Here is a 17,046-nt window from a genome sequence, read left to right on the forward strand (position 1 = left end):
CAAGTGCAATTAAAAAGCGTAAACAATTACCCCAAGCACAGCAGCTACTAAAATAGTTTTTACTGCTGAAAGTTTTACTTTGGAAAAATATCTATATATAAATCTAAATACATACAAGCTAATTAGTATAATTAATGCTTTAATATCTAATCTAAAATTCCTTAAAACATTTACAGACTCTAATATCATAGTAATTCCAGTTGCCAAAATAACTCCAGATACACAAGCTTGTAGACCTTTAGTCGCTGCATTTACAAATTTATTCCCTAAAGTTTTCTTCAGGAACATTGCCACCACTAATAAAATTACAAAAGATGGAATAGTAACAGCAATAGTCGCTATAAGAGCTCCCAAAACTCCACCTTGAGTGCTACCAACATAAGTTGCTAAATTTACCATTAATGGCCCAGGTGTAGACTCTGCTACGGCAATCATATTAGTTAATTGCTCCGAACTCATCCAGGCATTGCTTTCAACAACATCACTTATTAATGGTACCGCTGCATAGCCTCCGCCAAAACTGAACAATCCTACAAGGAAAAATTCAATAAACAATTTTAAAAATACCATTATTCTCCCTCACTTTCATGTTCAGTAGCGCTTGCCACATTATTAGCATCCTTCTCTAATAAATACTTATCGTAAATTGGCAAAATAATAGTAGTCAAAACTGCACCAAACAACATTAAGTTCACTGTTGATAGATTCCAATTGGCAAAAGTTGAAATTAAAATAGCCAACAAAGACAATATCGCAACTACCAAGATAACTAAATTACGTGGCAACTTCCTAAACATATTGATCCCTGCATCAACTATAAGGACTGCAACTGCAACCTGAATTCCTCTAAATGCGTTCTGTATCCATTGAATACTAATAAACTGTTCAAAGAATAATGAAATTAAAAATACAATCACAAATGATGGCAAAATTACGCCCAAGGTTGCTATCATTGCCCCTGGCAAATTAGCTTGTTTCTTTCCTACAAAAGTAGCACAGTTTATTGCAACTGATCCTGGCGTAGATTCAGCAATAATAGTAACGTTAAGTAAGTCTTCGTGAGTAATCCATTTCTCTTTTTCTACGCACTCTTCTTCTATTAAAGAAATCATACCGTAGCCACCACCGAAGCTAAATAACCCTATCTTTAAAAACTTTAGGAATAACTCCCAGAGCATAAACACCTAACTTTCTATTTATGTGAACCTTTATGAGAACACCAATCACCAATTTCTATAACTTTGACTCTGAATTTTCTTTAATATAATTCTCCAATTCCTCTAACTTAAACTGGACCTTAAGTATGTAGGATAAATCTCTCCAGATCTCGTCCTTCCAGCTCTTAGAGAACTCTTCATCGAAATGGCCATAGCCAACTAACATAATATCATTGTTAGGCAAACATAATACACCTGAATAGCCAGTATCTCCACCCCTCTCATTTTGAGTGTAGTCTCGTGCTAGGAGAAGTCTATATTCTTGTGCCAATTTATTGTCGCTTTGCTCCTCTGACTTATTACCACCTTGCCTTGCAGATTCATAAGTTCCAGCCCAAGCAATCCAATCACCAGCTGCCCAATCTTTGGGATTTCTAACAATCTCCCTAAAGCTTAAAATCAACTTACCACTAACTGAGTCAAATACTGCTTTATGTCGCTCCCCGGTCAAAGCCAAACTCGTCTCTTGAGGCTCTGTCCAAGTTTCTCCCTCATCATAGGAGAAAAAGTATGTTGATGGAGCATTATGAGCTTGAGTTCTAGCAATTGCCAAAATCTCTTTACTCTCAGGATTAGGATCTCTTACCAAACAGACCTCACAGATTTGATACTTATTCTCTAGCTCTCTATATTCACTAAGGTAAGGTCTAGGCTCTGTCCACTTATCCATATCCTCTTCGTCAAAACTCAAGTATGAAATATAATTCTTAAAGTCATGTCCATTGTGGTAGACACCCATCCACTTATCTAAGTATTTACCATTTTCATCTTTTACCTGAATCAAACTGGACATTACAACAGTGGTAAAGTGTTTCTTACCTTCTTCCAATTCCGGATAAAAGCACTTTAATTCCGTCCAAGTTTCACCATTATCTTTAGAAATTGATGTGTAAAAACCTGAAGGCTCTTCTGGAGCCCAACCTGCACAACCACTAATTAGAATTAGGTACTCTCTACCATCTGAGAAATTCAATGTATAGATAGTAGGAGTTTCGTAAGATTCTTCCCATGACTTTGGAGTATCGGTTTTTTCGACAAAGGTCTTACCACCATCATCAGATATTCTCATGATAATAGGACCTTTACCATGCCCTTTTACATAGGCAAGAATTATTCTGCCAGTTTTTGTTTGCAGTAAGTCAGGATGTGCTAAATACTGTCTATCTGTACCTGGAGATTTTTCTATAACTTCTTTATATCTTGTTGGAACCTGGAACATATCAACTCCAGTGTTGTCTACCAAACCTAAGTCTACTGCTCTATTTGCACCTAATTTTTCTAACATGTTTACCCACTTTTTACGCTAATTTTGTTTTTACATCAATTTTATTATAAATCTAGTTCTGCCAATCTTTTATTAATACTGTCCATATAATCTCTAGCAGTTTTTATATCTTTAAATTGATTTTCATTACTAATTGCATGCAACAAATTCATATATATATTATATAGTCGCAGACAAAGTAATTCATTGCCACTCAAGCTTTCTAGATTCTTGGTAGATCCATAACCTTGCCAAAATTCTTCTCTGTCCATCCAGCCAGCTGCAAATTCAAATAAAGGATCTCCTATCATTGCTCTATCCAAATCTATCAGATAAGTTTCACCATCATTAAAAATAACATTTGCAGCCCAAAGATCTCCATGAATAATTGAAGTTTTTTCTCTGGAATCTAAAATTTCTCTATTAACTTCAAATACATTTATAAGTTCATCTAAATTTACATTGCTCTTCAGCTCCGGACCTGCATTTTCTAAAACATTCTTAACGGAATATATTAAAAACTCAGCCCATGATGTAAAACTTTTATCCTCTACACAGAAGAGGTAGCCACAATAATCAGTGTCAACTTTTTGCGAGTGCATTCTCTTTATGATTTTCCCTAAATTCTCCAAAAGCCTAGAGTTAATTGCATCATCTTTGGACTCATCACTCCATAACTGCTCACTCAAAACTTTACCTGATATAAATTGCCCTATACTGTACTCTTCTCCATCAATTACACCAAGTTCAAAATAATTAGCTACAGGAATATTATATTTTTGCATTAGTTTATATGCCAAACCCTCATTAGCCATAGCGAGCTGCTCAAAATACATTAAATTATGCTTTCCCGGGCTTATCCTAATAATAAACTCAGGTGCATCATCAACCATAGCAATATACGATCTATTAAATGTACCACCAGAAATCTTTCTAAAGCTCAATTTAGAAAGGTTCGGAAAGTGATTTACTAAAATTCTTTGTAAAATAATTTCATCTGAATCTGCAGTCATATCCCACCTCAACTAATTTTCTTTATTTTACTATTCGCAAAAAAGATTTTCAAAACATCTGTATATAATTTTTCTTATTTCCATTACAATTAAAATCATATAAAAGTTAAATTAGGAGATAATTATGTTAGAACTTAGTAATAAATTTTTGCAATTGGAAATAGATCCAGAGGGAGCTTACATCACTTCATTTAGAGCCGGCGCTCAAAATATTTTCTTCCCAAGAACTCAGCTAGATTACAATGGTACTAGCAAAAATCGTGGTGGATCTCACGTGTGCTTACCTCAATTTGGAGCACCTGGTGAGTTCAATCTTAAGAGCCATGGTTTTGGTAGAGAAATCCTTTGGCAAGTTGAATCCCAAACTGAAGATAATTTAACTCTTTTAGCCAATAAAGTTGCAGGTGAATACGAAGAGCTAGAATCTAGACAAAGCTTTGCTCTAGTTGACTCTACTCTAGAGATTGTTTTATCAGTAAGAAATAATGGAGAAAACCCATTAGCCATATCTCCAGCCTTCCACCCATACTTCAATGTAGCAGGTCAAGAAGAGATTAAAATTGATGGCGAAACAATTGATATCACTGACGATAAGTTTGCTGATTCAGTTTATGTAAATAGCCCTAAACTTGTTGAAACAGACTTATTTAACCTTGAGTTAGAGTACGAAAAATTACCTGTTACTGTTCTCTGGACAGACAAAAAAGCTGATTACTTCTGCATTGAACCTACTTATAATTCAATTAGCTTCTCTAAAGGCGAAGGATATCTGACCCTAGCAGCTGGTGAAAGCGCAACCTTCAAATATAAAGTTTCAGTAACAGTAAAATAGCTCTGAAATATTAACACTAGAGGATTTGAGAAAGGCGATCATAATCAAATGGAAACTACCAGTAAACAAGTAAAATTCAAAAATAATAGATACAAATTTGCTTTTATTATAATAAGCAGTCTACTTGTATGCTCTGCTATAGCATCTTTAGATTTAGTTTTCCATTTATCGTATGTGCCCAAATCAGCGATTAAGATTCTCCTCTTCACTTTACCAGTTCTATTGTATAAGTTGATATTCAAGAATTCATACATTACACACCAGCTAAAAAATCCTAACAAAAGAAATCTGAAGGTATCAGCATTAATAGCAGCTGGAGTCTCTCTGGTCATTATTGGAGCATATTTGATTTTTAAAGACTACATCTCAGCTGAGAATATTAGAGATAACTTAGCCAAAAGAGAAAACATTGATGCCAGTAATTTCTTATATGTGGCCTTGCACATTGCTTTCGTAAATTCACTTTTAGAAGAAATTTTCTTCCGTGCATTTATCTTTTATTATTTGAATAAACTAAACTTAAGGATTTTTGCTTATATCTATAGCAGTCTTTTGTTCTCCCTATATCACGTTACGACAATAGCCGCTTGGTTCGATTGGTGGCTTAATTTAATCATTATTGTTGCACTATTTGTCGTTGGCATTATTTTCGATTATTTATGTGAAAAATCTAATAGCTTCCTAGCACCATGGTTCTTACATATTGTGGCAAATCTGAGTATCAACGGAATCGCCTGGTTTAGTATTTTATAAATGCAAAAAGCCTCCTTTAACAAGGAGGCTTTTATCATAATTTCAATTAAACTAGAAATCTAAATTAATCTAAATCTAATTCATCTAAAACAGTCTTCATTGTCTCAGCTGAAGCACGCAATTTAGATAATTCTTCTGCTGTATAACTAAGCTCTAGAGATACAACACCTTCACGAGAAATCAAAGCTGGCATACTAATCGCCAAACCTTCTAGGCCATACTCACCATCCATAACACTAGAAACAGGCATAACCTTATTTGAGTTTGTGTATAAAGCTTCGACAATTCTTGTTGTTGTCATAGCTATACCATAGTTAGTTGTACCTTTCTTGTTGATAATCTCATAAGCTGAGTCTCTAACTTGTTGGTAAATATTCTCTTTCAATTCATCTGTAAGATCGATACCTCTTGCTTTTGCGAATTCATCAACTGGGGTACCGTGAACTGTAACTCTACTCCAAGCTGGGAATGAGCTATCACCATGTTCACCAAGAATATCAGCACTAATTGAAGCTGCATTAACTTTTAATTCTTGTGATAGCAAGTAAATAAATCTAGAAGAATCTAGAACTGTACCTGAACCAATAATTCTTTCTTTTGGTAATCCGGATAATTTATATGTTACATAGGTCAAGATATCTACAGGGTTAGCAACAACTACTATGTATCCTGAGAATCCTGTTTCCATAATTGCAGGAACAATTGACTTGAAGATATTTGTATTCTTCTTAACTAGATCTAATCTTGTTTCTCCCGGTTTTTGTGCTGCACCAGCAGTGATTACTACGAAGCCTGCTTCCTTAACATCTTTTTCGTAAGATCCTGCATAAACCTTAACTGGTTTTGTTGCTAAAACTGAACCATGAGCTATATCTAAAGCTTCACCTTCAGCTTTTTCTTGATTTGCATCAATAATTGCGATCTTGTTAAAAAGACCTGAGTTCATAAGTCTAAATGCTGTTGCAGAACCGACGTTACCTGCACCAATTACAACTACTTTTTGTAAGTTCATAAGCGTTTCTCCTTTTACTATTTTTCCCAAAAATAAAAATAATTCTCTTAATTTAATTTGTCAATAGAATTTTTCATTAAATCTCTGCTAATACAGGCTTTTTATACCTCTAGCTTACCCCATAGAATAAAGTACCATCATAGAAAGTTTTGGAACGCTTACATGAGAATCTTTTATAGTCTCTATAATCTCAGTACCAGCTTTCTTGTCATTAACGACTACATTCCAGCTTTCTGCCTCTGGTAGATCTAATTTATGAGCTTTTTCATTAGCGTTATATGCAACCACAATGTCTTTCCATTCGTCTTGGTTAGCATGTAAACGCAACTTAAATACTATAAATTTATCCTCTACTTGCAAAAACACCAAGTGTTTTTTAATCAGTTCAACATCATTCATTCTGAACGCAGGATGCTCTTTTCTTAACTTAATTAAGCCTTGGTAATATTCACTGACCTCTAAGAATTTATCTTTATTTTCCCACCTAATCATATTGACATAATCAGGGCTCTTATAAGTATTATGATCACCGTACTTAGTTCTCAAGAATTCGTCACCACCATAGATAAAAGGTATACCTTGGCTTGTCATAACAATACCATTGGCCAAGAGACTTCTTCTTACACATTCATCTTCTAGGACATTATCAAAGTCTACACTAGCATATGGATCAGCTGCCAAAACTGCAGTCTCTACATCACCATATTTATCCAAAGTTTCTCCGAATAATTGTCCATCCAAGATCTGTAGGAAACCAGCTTCTTCATCCAACTCTTGTGTCTTTAGAATTTTGTCCCACATATTCAAGTTGTCATGAGCTATTACGTAGTTAATAGATTCACTAGGCTTGGCTGTGAAATCTCTATAAGATCCTTCGACTCCACGGATAATATTAACCTCTTCACCATCTGCTCCCGTAGCAAAACCTTGGCTAGCATCATCACTGCCACCTTTGATAGCATTACGTAGATTATCATTAAATACTGAGAAACCATTGTTAGTTTGAGTACCTTTTAGCACTTGTTGATCTATTGGCAAAGCTGAGACATTACCTGTCCAAGGTTCACCTAAGAAAAGTATACTTGAATCAATCTCTGTATGAACTTTTCTAACAATTTTCTTCATAGTCTCTCTATCAATTAATCCCATAAGGTCAAAACGGAAACCATCAATTCCAAATTCTTCAATCCAATACAGGATTGAATCTAGGATAAATTTACGAACCATTGGAGCTTCACTCGCAATCTCATTACCACAACCAGAACCGTTAGTGTAAACACCTTCGTCAGTTTTGCGATAATAATATCCTGGAGCAATTTTCTCAAAAGGTCCTTCATCAATAGAGAAAGTATGGTTATAAACAACATCCATGATCACTCGCATTCCTGCATCATGAATTGCTTGTATCGCAGTTTTTAATTCTTTTATTCTTGTAATAGGATTCGTCGAATCAGTAGAGTATGAACCTTCTGGAGCATTATAGTTCTGTGGATCATAGCCCCAGTTATAATCTTCAGGATCATAATGCAATTCGTTAACAGTTACATAATCATAAATAGGCAAAAGCTGAACATGAGTTACACCTAGCTCCACTAAATGGTCAAGACCAGTACTGTTTCCTCCTGGAGTCTTGGTACCTCTCTCGGTCAAAGCTAGATACTTACCCTTGTTCTTCATTCCAGAATCTGGACTTATTGAAAAGTCTCTGATATGTATCTCATAAATTATTGCATCTGTTGGACTATCAAGCTGTGCTCTTATACGAGGATCCCAGTTTTCCGGATTAGTTTCTGCAAGATCAATTATTGCACCTCTATGACCATTTGCCGAAAGCGCTTTGGCATAAGGATCAACTGCATAATTTATATCTCCTTCAGGTAACTCTACACGGAACATATAAAATTGTCCTTTGAGATCTTTTTCTACTGCAATTTCCCAAACACCAAACTCTCCTAACTTCATTGGAAGTTTCTCAATATAATCCTCATGGCTAACTAATAAGCCTAAGTCATCATATTGACCTGCATCCCTATACAATGCAAGTTCAACATTTATAGCAGTTGGAGCAAAAACTTTAAAACTGCTCTTCTCTTCACTATAAATACAACCTAAATCATTCTTATTATAAAATTCTTTTTTCTTTTCTTTTCTCATATGCACCCGTCATTACTTAAATTCGCTTTTATTCTATCAGAAAATAATAAACTTGCATCTAACAAATCCGGCTTTTATCCATTTATTTAATATTATTTACAAAATAAAACTGGGCCTCATTGTACCGACCCCCAAAAGTTAGACCAAAATCTAACGATTGGGAGGTCGGTGTTTTTATGGCAAAATATAGTTTTGAATTCAAGAAGAAAGTTGTTTTAGAATATTTGGATGGTAAAGGTGGACTGGATTATCTTTCTAAAAAATATGGACTTGGCTCTAAGACACAGTTACGCAGTTGGATTAATGCATATAAAATGTTTGGTGACGAAGGATTAATGCGTTCTCGTAAAAAAGAAAAATATTCTTTCGAAATGAAGCTTTCTATTGTAGAGTTATATCTATCAAGTGAGATTTCATATCAAGACTTGGCAATTCAAGAAGGTATAAGCAATCCAAGTATGATTTGTAACTGGGTCAGTCGCTTTCGTGCTGCCGGTCCTGATGCTTTGAAACCACGCAAGAAAGGTCGAAAAAGAAAATTGGATAAACCTAAGATAGATAATAAAGCTCAAGAAGCGGAAGAAAGAATAGTTGATACAAGTGCAGAACATGTTAAAGAATTAGAAGATGAACTGCTTAAGTTAAGAATCGAGAATGCCTTTTTAAAAGAACTGAGGAGACTGCGTTTAGAGGACGAGGCAAAAATGAGAGAACGGCACTCGTCATCAACAGTCTCCGAGGAGAATTCAAACTAAAAGACCTTCTCTCTTATACAGGCATGCCTAAAGCAACATATATGTACTGGCAGAAAAGATTAGATAGAGAAAATCCTGACAAAGAAATCGAGGAAAAGATTCTTGAAATCAGAGATAATCACAAGGATTATGGTTATCGTCGAGTGACTGGAGAATTAAGAAATCAAGGATACTATGTAAACAAAAAGAAAGTACAACGTATAATGCAAAAACTTGTTTTGCAAGTCACTTCTTTCACTCGAAAAAGCCGGAAATACAGTTCATATAAAGGTAAAGTTGGAACGGTTGCTCCTAATCGCATAAGGAGACGATTTAATACATGTATACCACATCAGAAGATTACAACAGATACTACAGAATTTAAGTATTATGAGATTAATGCAAAAGGTCAAATGACAATGCGTAAGCTTTATCTGGATCCATTTATGGATATGTGTAATAGTGAAATTATAAGCTATGGAATTGACAAGAAACCATTCGGATCAAGGGTGGGCTTACCAAATGAAAGCATACTCTCATCGTCTAAAGGAAGAAAGAATCTTCCAAAGCATGTCTCGTAAAGGCAACTGTCACGATAACGCTGTTATGGAGAATTTCTTTGGTTTGTTAAAACAAGAAATCTATTATGGTGCTACTTACTATAGCTATGATGAGTTAAAGTCAGAAATAGAACGATACATAAAGTATTATAATGAACAAAGAATTAAAGAAAAACTAGGATGGCTAAGTCCAGTACAATACAGACTTAGACTCTTGGCTGCATAAAAATAGCGTAGCAGTTTATATGGCTGCTACGCTAAAAAAGTCTAACTTTTGGGGGTCACACCACATCAGAAGACCCAGTTTTTTACTTTTAATATAAGTTATTAATATTATTTTTTCACTCTATAAACTTTGTATGAGTATGCTGGCATTTCCACAGCTGCACTCTTATCTAGCTCTTGTTCTGCTAAAACATCGTATGCGTCTTCAGCGAGATTAAACTCAACTTCGCCATTATTATGGTTTGCAATGAAGATAAACTTATACTCAGAATTTTCTCTAACACTAGCACCGACCCCATCAGGAAGTTCTATTGCTAAAGATTCCATATTTTCGTTAATAAACTCTTTGTAGAAGTCATCATAGAAAGCTTGTTCCATTACTGTAGCAAAGTAGTAAACTTTACCCTCACCATAAGAATTAACTGTTACTGCAGGACTTCCAGCGTAGAAATCTTCTCCATACTCATAAAGTGCTTCCGCTCCCTCTAAGTGTAGGAGATCACAGAACCATTTAGCCTTATAGGTTTTGCCTTCTCCAGCTTTAACAATCTTATTGAATTGTGAATCATAGAGAGAGTCTGTCTCTTCTGCCCAAATACCTGCAATCTCACGTAAAGGTCCAGGCCTACCGTTCATGTATGCTAGTTGATCTTCATCTACTACACCTGTGAAAGGACCAGTGATGAAAGTACCACCACGTGCAACAAATTCCTTAATCCTCTCAGCTAAGTCTTCTGAAACCATGTATAACAATGGTGCAATTAAGACATCATATTTATCTAGGTCTTGCTCCATATCAATTGCATCAACACCTATTCCCTTGCTCCAGAGTGGGAAGTAATGGTTAATACACATCTTGAAATATTCTTTACGATTTTCATTTAAGCCTTGAATATTATCTATTGCCCATCTATTTTCCCAATCATAGATGATAGCTACTTTTGCATCAACATTTGCACCTATTAGCTCCTCTAGCTTGCTTAAATCTTCTCCAAGACCTTGAATCTCTTTGAAAACTCTTACATCCTTGCTTGGATAGTGATCAATCAAGGCGCCATGGAATTTCTCTGAAGCTCCTAAGCTCTTTCTAATTTGGAAATATTGAACTGAGTCTGCACCGTGAGCTACAGCTTGCATACTTTGAAGGGCAATTACACCAGGCTTAGGCAAACGTGAAACCTCTTGCCAGTTAGTGGCACCAGGGCAACTCTCTAATAGTAAGAATGGTTTCCCTAAAAGACTTCTATTAATATCATGGATAAAGTCTCTTCTCGCACCTTCAACCGCATCGCTATTAGTCTCATTGTGCCAGTATGGATAGTTATCCCAAGATACGATATCTAGGTATGGAGCAAACTTCCAGTAATTTAGTCCTTCAGATGGATTTGGGAAATCGTGGAAGTTAGTTGTCACAGGTCTATCTGGAGTAATCTCTCTAACAGCCTCAACTTCCATGCGATAGAAATCAACTGTCTGATCTGTAACGAATCTTCTCCAATCTAAGTTCAATCCATCTAAAGACCAGTCACCTATAGGGGTTGGGGAGTGAATTTCATCCCATTCAGTAAATGTATGTCCCCAGAAACCTGTCCACCAAGCACGATTTAGTGCATCAAGATCCTTGTATTTATTCTTCAACCATTCTCTGAAAGCTTCTTGACATAGATTACAATGGCATTCACCTTCATATTCATTACTAATATGCCAGAGCACTACACCTGGATGATCCTTGTAACGTTCAGCTAACTTCTGGTTAATTTCTTTAACTTTAGCTCTATAAATTGGTGAAGTGAAACAGTGATTATGTCTTTCACCGAAGACTTGCTTAACCTGGAATTTATCAGTTCTTAGAACCTCTGGATACTTCTTTGCCAACCATGCTGGTCTTGCTCCACTCGGTGTCGATAAGAACACTAAAATCCCATTATCATATAACTTATCAATTGCTTCATCTAGCCATGAGAAGTCATATACCCCTTCTTGTGGCTCAATTGCTGACCAGGAGAACATCCCCATTGAAACTACGTTTACATGAGCAGCTTTCATCATCTCAATGTCTTCATCCAATGTTCCAGGACGCCAACGCCATTGGTCAGGATTATAATCTCCACCATGCAAAAAACCGCTCTGCCAAAGTAGCTTTAAATTCTCTTTCGCCATTACAATCACCTCTCTATAATTTAATTAAACTAATTTCTTAGAAGTTTTGTCTTCTAAACGTTTTAACAACTCCGTTATACATACTCCAATAAAATCATCAATCAAAATATCTGCTTCTGGTAAGTTTTCTTCAGTCCCAACTCCAATTGCTAGCATGCCTGCATTATGAGCAGCTTCAATTCCTGAAAAAGCATCTTCAAAAACTACACATTCTTCATTAGCAAGTCCTAAAGCCTCCGCACCTTTTATAAACACTTCAGGATCTGGCTTAGTTTTGCTTACTGAGTTTCCATCAACAATTGCATCAAAGTATTTAGTAATTCCTAATCTTTCTAGAATGATACTGCTGTTTTTACTTGCACTACCTAATGCAATTTTATAGCCCTTGTCTCTCGCATCAATCAAGAATTCTTCTACTTCTGGGAAAAGTTCTTCTTTTTCTAATTTATTAATGTAAGAAAGATAAACATCATTTTTCTTGGTAGTATAATGGATTTTCTCTTCTTCACTCATTTCCTTACCACCAATTTCAAGAATAATGTTAAAGCTATCCATCCTACTTACACCTTTAAGACGTTCATTGTCCTTTTTGGTAAAGTCGATTCCTAATTCCTCTGCTATATCTTTCCAAGCAACATAGTGATACTTGGCTGTATCTACTAGTACACCATCTAAATCGAATAATAATCCTTTAATCATAATGTCCTCCTTGATTAACATTCTTCAAAACAATTTTCCTTAATTCAGTCGGGCTGTAACCGGTTTTTTTCTTAACTGCAGAAGAGAAATATGTATCACTATTAAATCCACACATATATGCAATATCTGCAATAGAAAGTTCCAAGTTAAAAAATAATTGTTTTGCCTTTTCTAACCTATAGTCAAATAAATAGTCAGAAACACTTTTGTGAGTCTGCTCTTTAAAAATTTTACTTGCATAATCTGCACTATAAATGCCTTGCTCTGCTATCTCAATGACGTTAATTTCTCTTTGATAATTGTTTTTTATAAAATCAATCATTTTACTTACTTGGTAGCTATATTTATCGACTGCCACAGGCTGATCCTGGACTTTGTCATTGTATAATGCATACAAAATATTATAAAAAGCTGCATTTGCTCTTAAATGCCAAGTATCATCTAATGTCAAATATGCTTCATATATTTTCTGAAATTGCTCTCTGAAATACTCTTTATCCTGTACCCTTATAATATCTGGTAATTCATACCTTTCACCAAGATCTATATCTGGTCTTATATGCTCAGGATAGTGTAGTACTCCATCGTACAATCGCCAATAACTACTCTTATTCTCATAAATAGCACTTGGCCAATCATAATCTGGTCTATTTTCCCAATCCAAGTGAATCCAGAAACTTTCGCAAGGATTTGCCTTGTCTCGTATATACCTATGCGGCTGATTCGGTCTAATAATAACCATGGTGCCAGCACTTATATTATGTTGGACGCCATCCAAAACTATGTAGCCAGATCCCTGGATAACATAAAGAATCTGATGATCATAAATTAATCTATCTCTATGTGGCCAATCGTCACTTCCTTGCATACCAGCAAGTCTTATATATGGACTTAAACTAAAGATTTTATCCAACATTAAATTGCTTCTGCTCCTCCTTGTATTTTAGATCTGTTTTTTCACCTGCTTTTTACATTAATTATCGTTTTCTGTTTGTTCTGGTATAAGTGGCTCTATCTCCTCAGATTCATCATTATCCAATTCATCTCCTGGTTCAGATTTGAAACTCATTAGTACTGTAGCCAGAATAATCATTACACCACCTATAACTAGAGTCGTTGTCAGTTTCTCTAAGCCTAGAATGACTGAGAACATACTTCCAAAGAAACCTTCTAATGCTAAAATAACCCCAGCATAACTCGCTGAAACATATTGTTGAGCTTTTGTTTGTAACATGTAACATAAGCAAGTTGAGAAGGCTCCTAAATATATCGCTGCCCAAATCCCCTTCTTGAAATCAAAGCCTGGCAATGTCTGCATATCAAACAGCATTACTATAATAGATAAAACTGCTGCAGTAGTGATTTGATAAAAATTAACTCTAAGAGCATCAGTATCTCCACCAGCTTTTTCTAAAAATGAAATATGTAGGGCAAAGAAAAATGAGCCTAGCAATATTATCAAATCTCCAAGACCTAGACTGAAGCTACCTCCCTCTATACTCAAAACAGCTACACCCGCCAATGCTAATATTGCTATTAAAATAGTCTTAATACTAGGTTTATCACCATTGATCGCCCAGCTTATAAAAGGCACCATAACTACATTAGTCGCTGTGAAAAAAGCTGCAAATGAAACGGAAGCACCAGCACTTTGACCAAAAGTTTGAGAGTAGAAGGCAGCAAATAAGATTAAGCCCGCAATGCTGCCGCTAATAATTTCTTTTTTACTACTCTCTTTAATTTTTCGTCCAATTACTGCTAGCATAATTAAGCTGGCAAGGGTGAATCTGGTAGCCATCATCTGACTGGTACTCCAATTGGCAGCAATCAGAAATTCAGTAGCTATGAAGCCTGAACCCCAAATGATTGCAACAGTCAGCAAAGCTATTGTTCCAAAACTTTTGTGTTTGAGATATTTACCCATTTCCTAAATCCCTTCTAATTTTAACTATGCTTAGGAATAATTTTTGCTTATATTTAATTGCTAGATTAATTTCTAAACCAGAATTGCATTCTAACTAGCCTGCGATTTCAACTTCTTTTAATTCACCGTTATAGTAGTAATTTAATTTCTCATCTTTATCTGAAGTAACCTTAATATCATCGTGAGTTAGATTGACAGTCAATAGAGCTCCTCTATATACAAATCTAAACTCTAACCCTGACCATTCTTTTGGTAGGTTAGGGTCGAAGTGAATTTCACCATTCTTGAATACTGTCAAACCACCATAACCGAATACTACAGCTTGCCAGGTACCACCCATTGCTGCTGCGTGCAAACCTTCACGAGTATTATTATTTTTATTTTCTAAGTCTATATAAGTTGTTCTTTCTAAGTACTCATAAGCTAATTTATCATTACCTGTATGAACACCCATTAAGCAATAAATACTTGGACTTAGTGAAGAACCATGCATAGTTCTCTTCTCGTAATACTCGAAGTTTCTTCTCTGAACTTCCATTGGGAAAACATCTCTAAACAAGAACATCAACATAACTATGTCTGCTTGTTTCAAGATAGTTGTCTCTTCACGAGGATACTGCTTTAGCTCCTCTGGCCAGAGAGGCATGTTGTTGTCATTGTATTCGTAAATTTCTTTATCGTGTAAATCGAAGTAACCTTCAAACTGTTCAATCAAGCCATCTTCAGCTGCTTCAGGAACATAGATTAACTCTGCAGTTTCCAACCATTTGTCAATCTCTGCTGGATCGAAGTCAACTTTCTTCGCAACTCTAGCATAGATCTCTGGTCTATCGACTTGAACTTTCTGCAATTCTTGAGCTGCATATTGCAATGACCAACGTGTCATATAGTTTGTGAAAGTATTGTTAGAAACATTTTCGTGCCACTCATCTGGACCAGTAATACCTGTGATCTCGAATCTTTCTTGTGCAGCATTCCACTCTAATCTGGACAACCAGAATCTAGAAGTTTCAATCAACATTTCAATTAAATTATTGTAGAAATACTCGTCATCTCCTGTGTAGAGATAGTACTGCATTCCACCATAGATAACGTCAGCTGTTACGTGAACTTCCTCATCAGCAACTGTACAAGGCTCAACAGAACCATCGTAAAGGATTGTCCACTCAGGACATTCTTCATCACCTGTATCTGCAGATTGCCATGGATATCTAGCACCTAAACCACCACGTTTCTTAGCATTACGTTTAGCGCCTGGTAGCATATTGTATCTATATTCAACTAAATTCTTTGCAATCTCTGGGAAAACCAAGCTGAAGAAAGGTAGCATAAACAATTCTGTATCCCAGAAAGCATGACCACCGTACTCTTCACCATGCATTAATTTAGGTCCTAAGTTTGTCATGTTATCACGTGGGTTTGGAGTTCCCATCAAGTGGAAAATATTAAAGCGCAAACCTTTTTGCATCTTCTCATCGCCAGAAACCTTGATGTCTGCACGTTTCCACATCTCAGCATAGATTTCTCTGTTCTTCTCTAGGTGATGTTCGAAGCCTTCTTCTATAGCAATTCTTAAATCATGCTCACTGACTTTTCTAACATCGAATCCATCTTTCTCTGCTGCTACTGCTGCAAACTTATCTATAACAATTGTTTGACCTTCTTTTGGCTTAGCATCGAAGAACTCACATGCTACTTCTCCAAATGGTTTGAATTCTCTATTTGTTGAGATCTCTTCACCATTTAGGTCACTCATTCTGACAGCTGCAGTAGTACATACTGCCTGGAGGAAATCTCTAGTTTCTGTCAATACACCTACACCATCGCCACCTAGTGAGAACACATCTCTAACTGTTAAGTGTTTAACTCTAAAACGTGGATAATCTAGGAAGTTTGTTACTGTTGCATCAATAATATTTTCAAACTCAATTACTTCCTCGTAGTTTAAAGGTGTAATGTAGTACCTGAATCCACCAACTGTTTGGTGTTCACGGCTCATATATTTAACAATTTCTACTTGAGTTTTACGTCCTTCTCTAGATTCATGTATATAGTGTTTTGCGACTAAACCATTCTTTAAATCAAGAACTCTAATATAGTCTGAGATTCCTTGTCCTGTTTCCAAAGCTATTGGTTCTAAGGAAACATACATTTTAAGCTTTGCCCAGTCTGGTGTATTAACCAGTTCTCTTTGGTAAGCTTCAGATCTATCAAATACTCCATGTACATAATGTGCAGGTAGAGATTTCAATGAAAATCCCTCTTCATGAGCTCCTCTAGAACTCATCTTTCCAGAGGTCAAAGCAAAAATACTCTCATTTTCGTAGTTTGCTAATCTGTCGTAGTTCTCTTCTACGTGCAACCACTCATCATCAGACAAGTATTTACGTACTTCTTCACTAAATCTATTCTTATAGATATTCGCCATTATTATCTCCTTCTAATCGCTTTGAATTTCTTACTTACTATCTGTTTTGTATGCGCTACTTGTTGTAAATG

The 17,046-nt window shown here is 35.7% G+C and carries 13 protein-coding genes and 1 pseudogene; 3 read left to right on the plus strand and 11 right to left on the minus strand.

Features of this window, described 5'->3' with window-relative positions; all coding sequences use genetic code 11:
- Window positions 1-9: 9 nt before the first annotated feature.
- The 4 genes from C5Q98_RS05605 to C5Q98_RS05620 are packed head-to-tail and all read right to left on the minus strand — an operon-like array spanning window position 10 to window position 3,494.
- Entirely contained in the window at window positions 10-570 is a 561-nt protein-coding gene (locus C5Q98_RS05605; protein ID WP_106012671.1) for a chromate transporter, read from the minus strand.
- Window positions 570-1,178, minus strand: a complete 609-nt coding sequence (locus C5Q98_RS05610) for a chromate transporter (RefSeq protein ID WP_242967353.1) — start codon at window positions 1,176-1,178, stop codon at window positions 570-572. Before C5Q98_RS05610 ends, C5Q98_RS05605 begins: the two co-directional genes overlap by 1 nt.
- A gap of 55 nt (window positions 1,179-1,233) precedes the next feature.
- Window positions 1,234-2,502, minus strand: coding sequence for a sialidase family protein (locus C5Q98_RS05615; RefSeq protein WP_106012673.1), 1,269 nt, complete (start codon window positions 2,500-2,502; stop codon window positions 1,234-1,236).
- A 44-nt stretch (window positions 2,503-2,546) separates the two neighbouring features.
- Window positions 2,547-3,494 (minus strand): aminoglycoside phosphotransferase family protein, encoded by a 948-nt coding sequence (locus C5Q98_RS05620; RefSeq protein WP_106012674.1) that lies wholly within the window; start codon window positions 3,492-3,494, stop codon window positions 2,547-2,549.
- 124 nt (window positions 3,495-3,618) lie between these two features.
- On the opposite strand from C5Q98_RS05620, the gene C5Q98_RS05625 reads away from it, so the two are divergent.
- Complete coding sequence (locus tag C5Q98_RS05625) at window positions 3,619-4,326, plus strand: aldose epimerase family protein (protein WP_106012675.1); 708 nt, start codon at window positions 3,619-3,621, stop codon at window positions 4,324-4,326.
- A 48-nt stretch (window positions 4,327-4,374) separates the two neighbouring features.
- On the plus strand, window positions 4,375-5,079 hold the full coding sequence (locus C5Q98_RS05630; protein WP_106012676.1) for a CPBP family intramembrane glutamic endopeptidase: 705 nt from the start codon (window positions 4,375-4,377) through the stop codon (window positions 5,077-5,079).
- A 64-nt stretch (window positions 5,080-5,143) separates the two neighbouring features.
- Here the strand turns inward: C5Q98_RS05630 and C5Q98_RS05635 are convergent, their stop codons facing one another.
- Both C5Q98_RS05635 and pulA read right to left on the minus strand, forming a co-directional pair.
- Window positions 5,144-6,091 carry an L-lactate dehydrogenase gene (locus C5Q98_RS05635; protein ID WP_106012677.1) on the minus strand — a complete coding sequence of 316 codons (948 nt, stop codon included), beginning with the start codon at window positions 6,089-6,091 and terminating at the stop codon, window positions 5,144-5,146.
- Window positions 6,092-6,205: 114 nt separating this feature from the next.
- Window positions 6,206-8,245 (minus strand): type I pullulanase, encoded by a 2,040-nt coding sequence (gene pulA / locus C5Q98_RS05640; RefSeq protein WP_106012678.1) that lies wholly within the window; start codon window positions 8,243-8,245, stop codon window positions 6,206-6,208.
- Window positions 8,246-8,421: 176 nt separating this feature from the next.
- Here pulA and C5Q98_RS05645 point away from each other — a divergent pair.
- A pseudogene (locus tag C5Q98_RS05645) lies at window positions 8,422-9,765 on the plus strand (IS3 family transposase).
- Window positions 9,766-9,872: 107 nt separating this feature from the next.
- On the opposite strand, the gene C5Q98_RS05650 reads toward C5Q98_RS05645, so the two are convergent.
- From C5Q98_RS05650 to C5Q98_RS05670, 5 genes are all read right to left on the minus strand, one after another.
- Complete coding sequence (locus C5Q98_RS05650) at window positions 9,873-11,924, minus strand: beta-galactosidase (RefSeq protein WP_106012679.1); 2,052 nt, start codon at window positions 11,922-11,924, stop codon at window positions 9,873-9,875.
- Between the two features lie 24 nt (window positions 11,925-11,948).
- On the minus strand, window positions 11,949-12,623 hold the full coding sequence (gene pgmB, locus C5Q98_RS05655; protein WP_106012680.1) for a beta-phosphoglucomutase: 675 nt from the start codon (window positions 12,621-12,623) through the stop codon (window positions 11,949-11,951).
- Complete coding sequence (locus C5Q98_RS05660) at window positions 12,616-13,539, minus strand: helix-turn-helix transcriptional regulator (protein ID WP_106012681.1); 924 nt, start codon at window positions 13,537-13,539, stop codon at window positions 12,616-12,618. The genes pgmB and C5Q98_RS05660 overlap by 8 nt, the downstream gene beginning before the upstream one ends.
- A 57-nt stretch (window positions 13,540-13,596) precedes the next feature.
- Window positions 13,597-14,547: a DMT family transporter gene (locus tag C5Q98_RS05665; RefSeq protein WP_106012682.1), complete on the minus strand. Its 951-nt coding sequence runs from the start codon at window positions 14,545-14,547 to the stop codon at window positions 13,597-13,599.
- Window positions 14,548-14,641: 94 nt separating this feature from the next.
- Window positions 14,642-16,975 (minus strand): glycoside hydrolase family 65 protein, encoded by a 2,334-nt coding sequence (locus tag C5Q98_RS05670; RefSeq protein WP_106012683.1) that lies wholly within the window; start codon window positions 16,973-16,975, stop codon window positions 14,642-14,644.
- Window positions 16,976-17,046: the final 71 nt, after the last annotated feature.

Source organism: Fastidiosipila sanguinis, assembly GCF_002998295.1.
Lineage (GTDB): Bacteria > Bacillota > Clostridia > Saccharofermentanales > Fastidiosipilaceae > Fastidiosipila > Fastidiosipila sanguinis.

Coding starts and splice junctions, on each gene's coding strand:
- C5Q98_RS05605 (WP_106012671.1), bottom strand. CDS start 570: ATGGTATTTTTAAAATTGTTTATTGAATTTTTCCTTGTAGGATTGTTC.
- C5Q98_RS05610 (WP_242967353.1), bottom strand. CDS start 1,178: ATGCTCTGGGAGTTATTCCTAAAGTTTTTAAAGATAGGGTTATTTAGC.
- C5Q98_RS05615 (WP_106012673.1), bottom strand. CDS start 2,502: ATGTTAGAAAAATTAGGTGCAAATAGAGCAGTAGACTTAGGTTTGGTA.
- C5Q98_RS05620 (WP_106012674.1), bottom strand. CDS start 3,494: ATGACTGCAGATTCAGATGAAATTATTTTACAAAGAATTTTAGTAAAT.
- C5Q98_RS05625 (WP_106012675.1), top strand. CDS start 3,619: ATGTTAGAACTTAGTAATAAATTTTTGCAATTGGAAATAGATCCAGAG.
- C5Q98_RS05630 (WP_106012676.1), top strand. CDS start 4,375: ATGGAAACTACCAGTAAACAAGTAAAATTCAAAAATAATAGATACAAA.
- C5Q98_RS05635 (WP_106012677.1), bottom strand. CDS start 6,091: ATGAACTTACAAAAAGTAGTTGTAATTGGTGCAGGTAACGTCGGTTCT.
- pulA (WP_106012678.1), bottom strand. CDS start 8,245: ATGAGAAAAGAAAAGAAAAAAGAATTTTATAATAAGAATGATTTAGGT.
- C5Q98_RS05650 (WP_106012679.1), bottom strand. CDS start 11,924: ATGGCGAAAGAGAATTTAAAGCTACTTTGGCAGAGCGGTTTTTTGCAT.
- pgmB (WP_106012680.1), bottom strand. CDS start 12,623: ATGATTAAAGGATTATTATTCGATTTAGATGGTGTACTAGTAGATACA.
- C5Q98_RS05660 (WP_106012681.1), bottom strand. CDS start 13,539: ATGTTGGATAAAATCTTTAGTTTAAGTCCATATATAAGACTTGCTGGT.
- C5Q98_RS05665 (WP_106012682.1), bottom strand. CDS start 14,547: ATGGGTAAATATCTCAAACACAAAAGTTTTGGAACAATAGCTTTGCTG.
- C5Q98_RS05670 (WP_106012683.1), bottom strand. CDS start 16,975: ATGGCGAATATCTATAAGAATAGATTTAGTGAAGAAGTACGTAAATAC.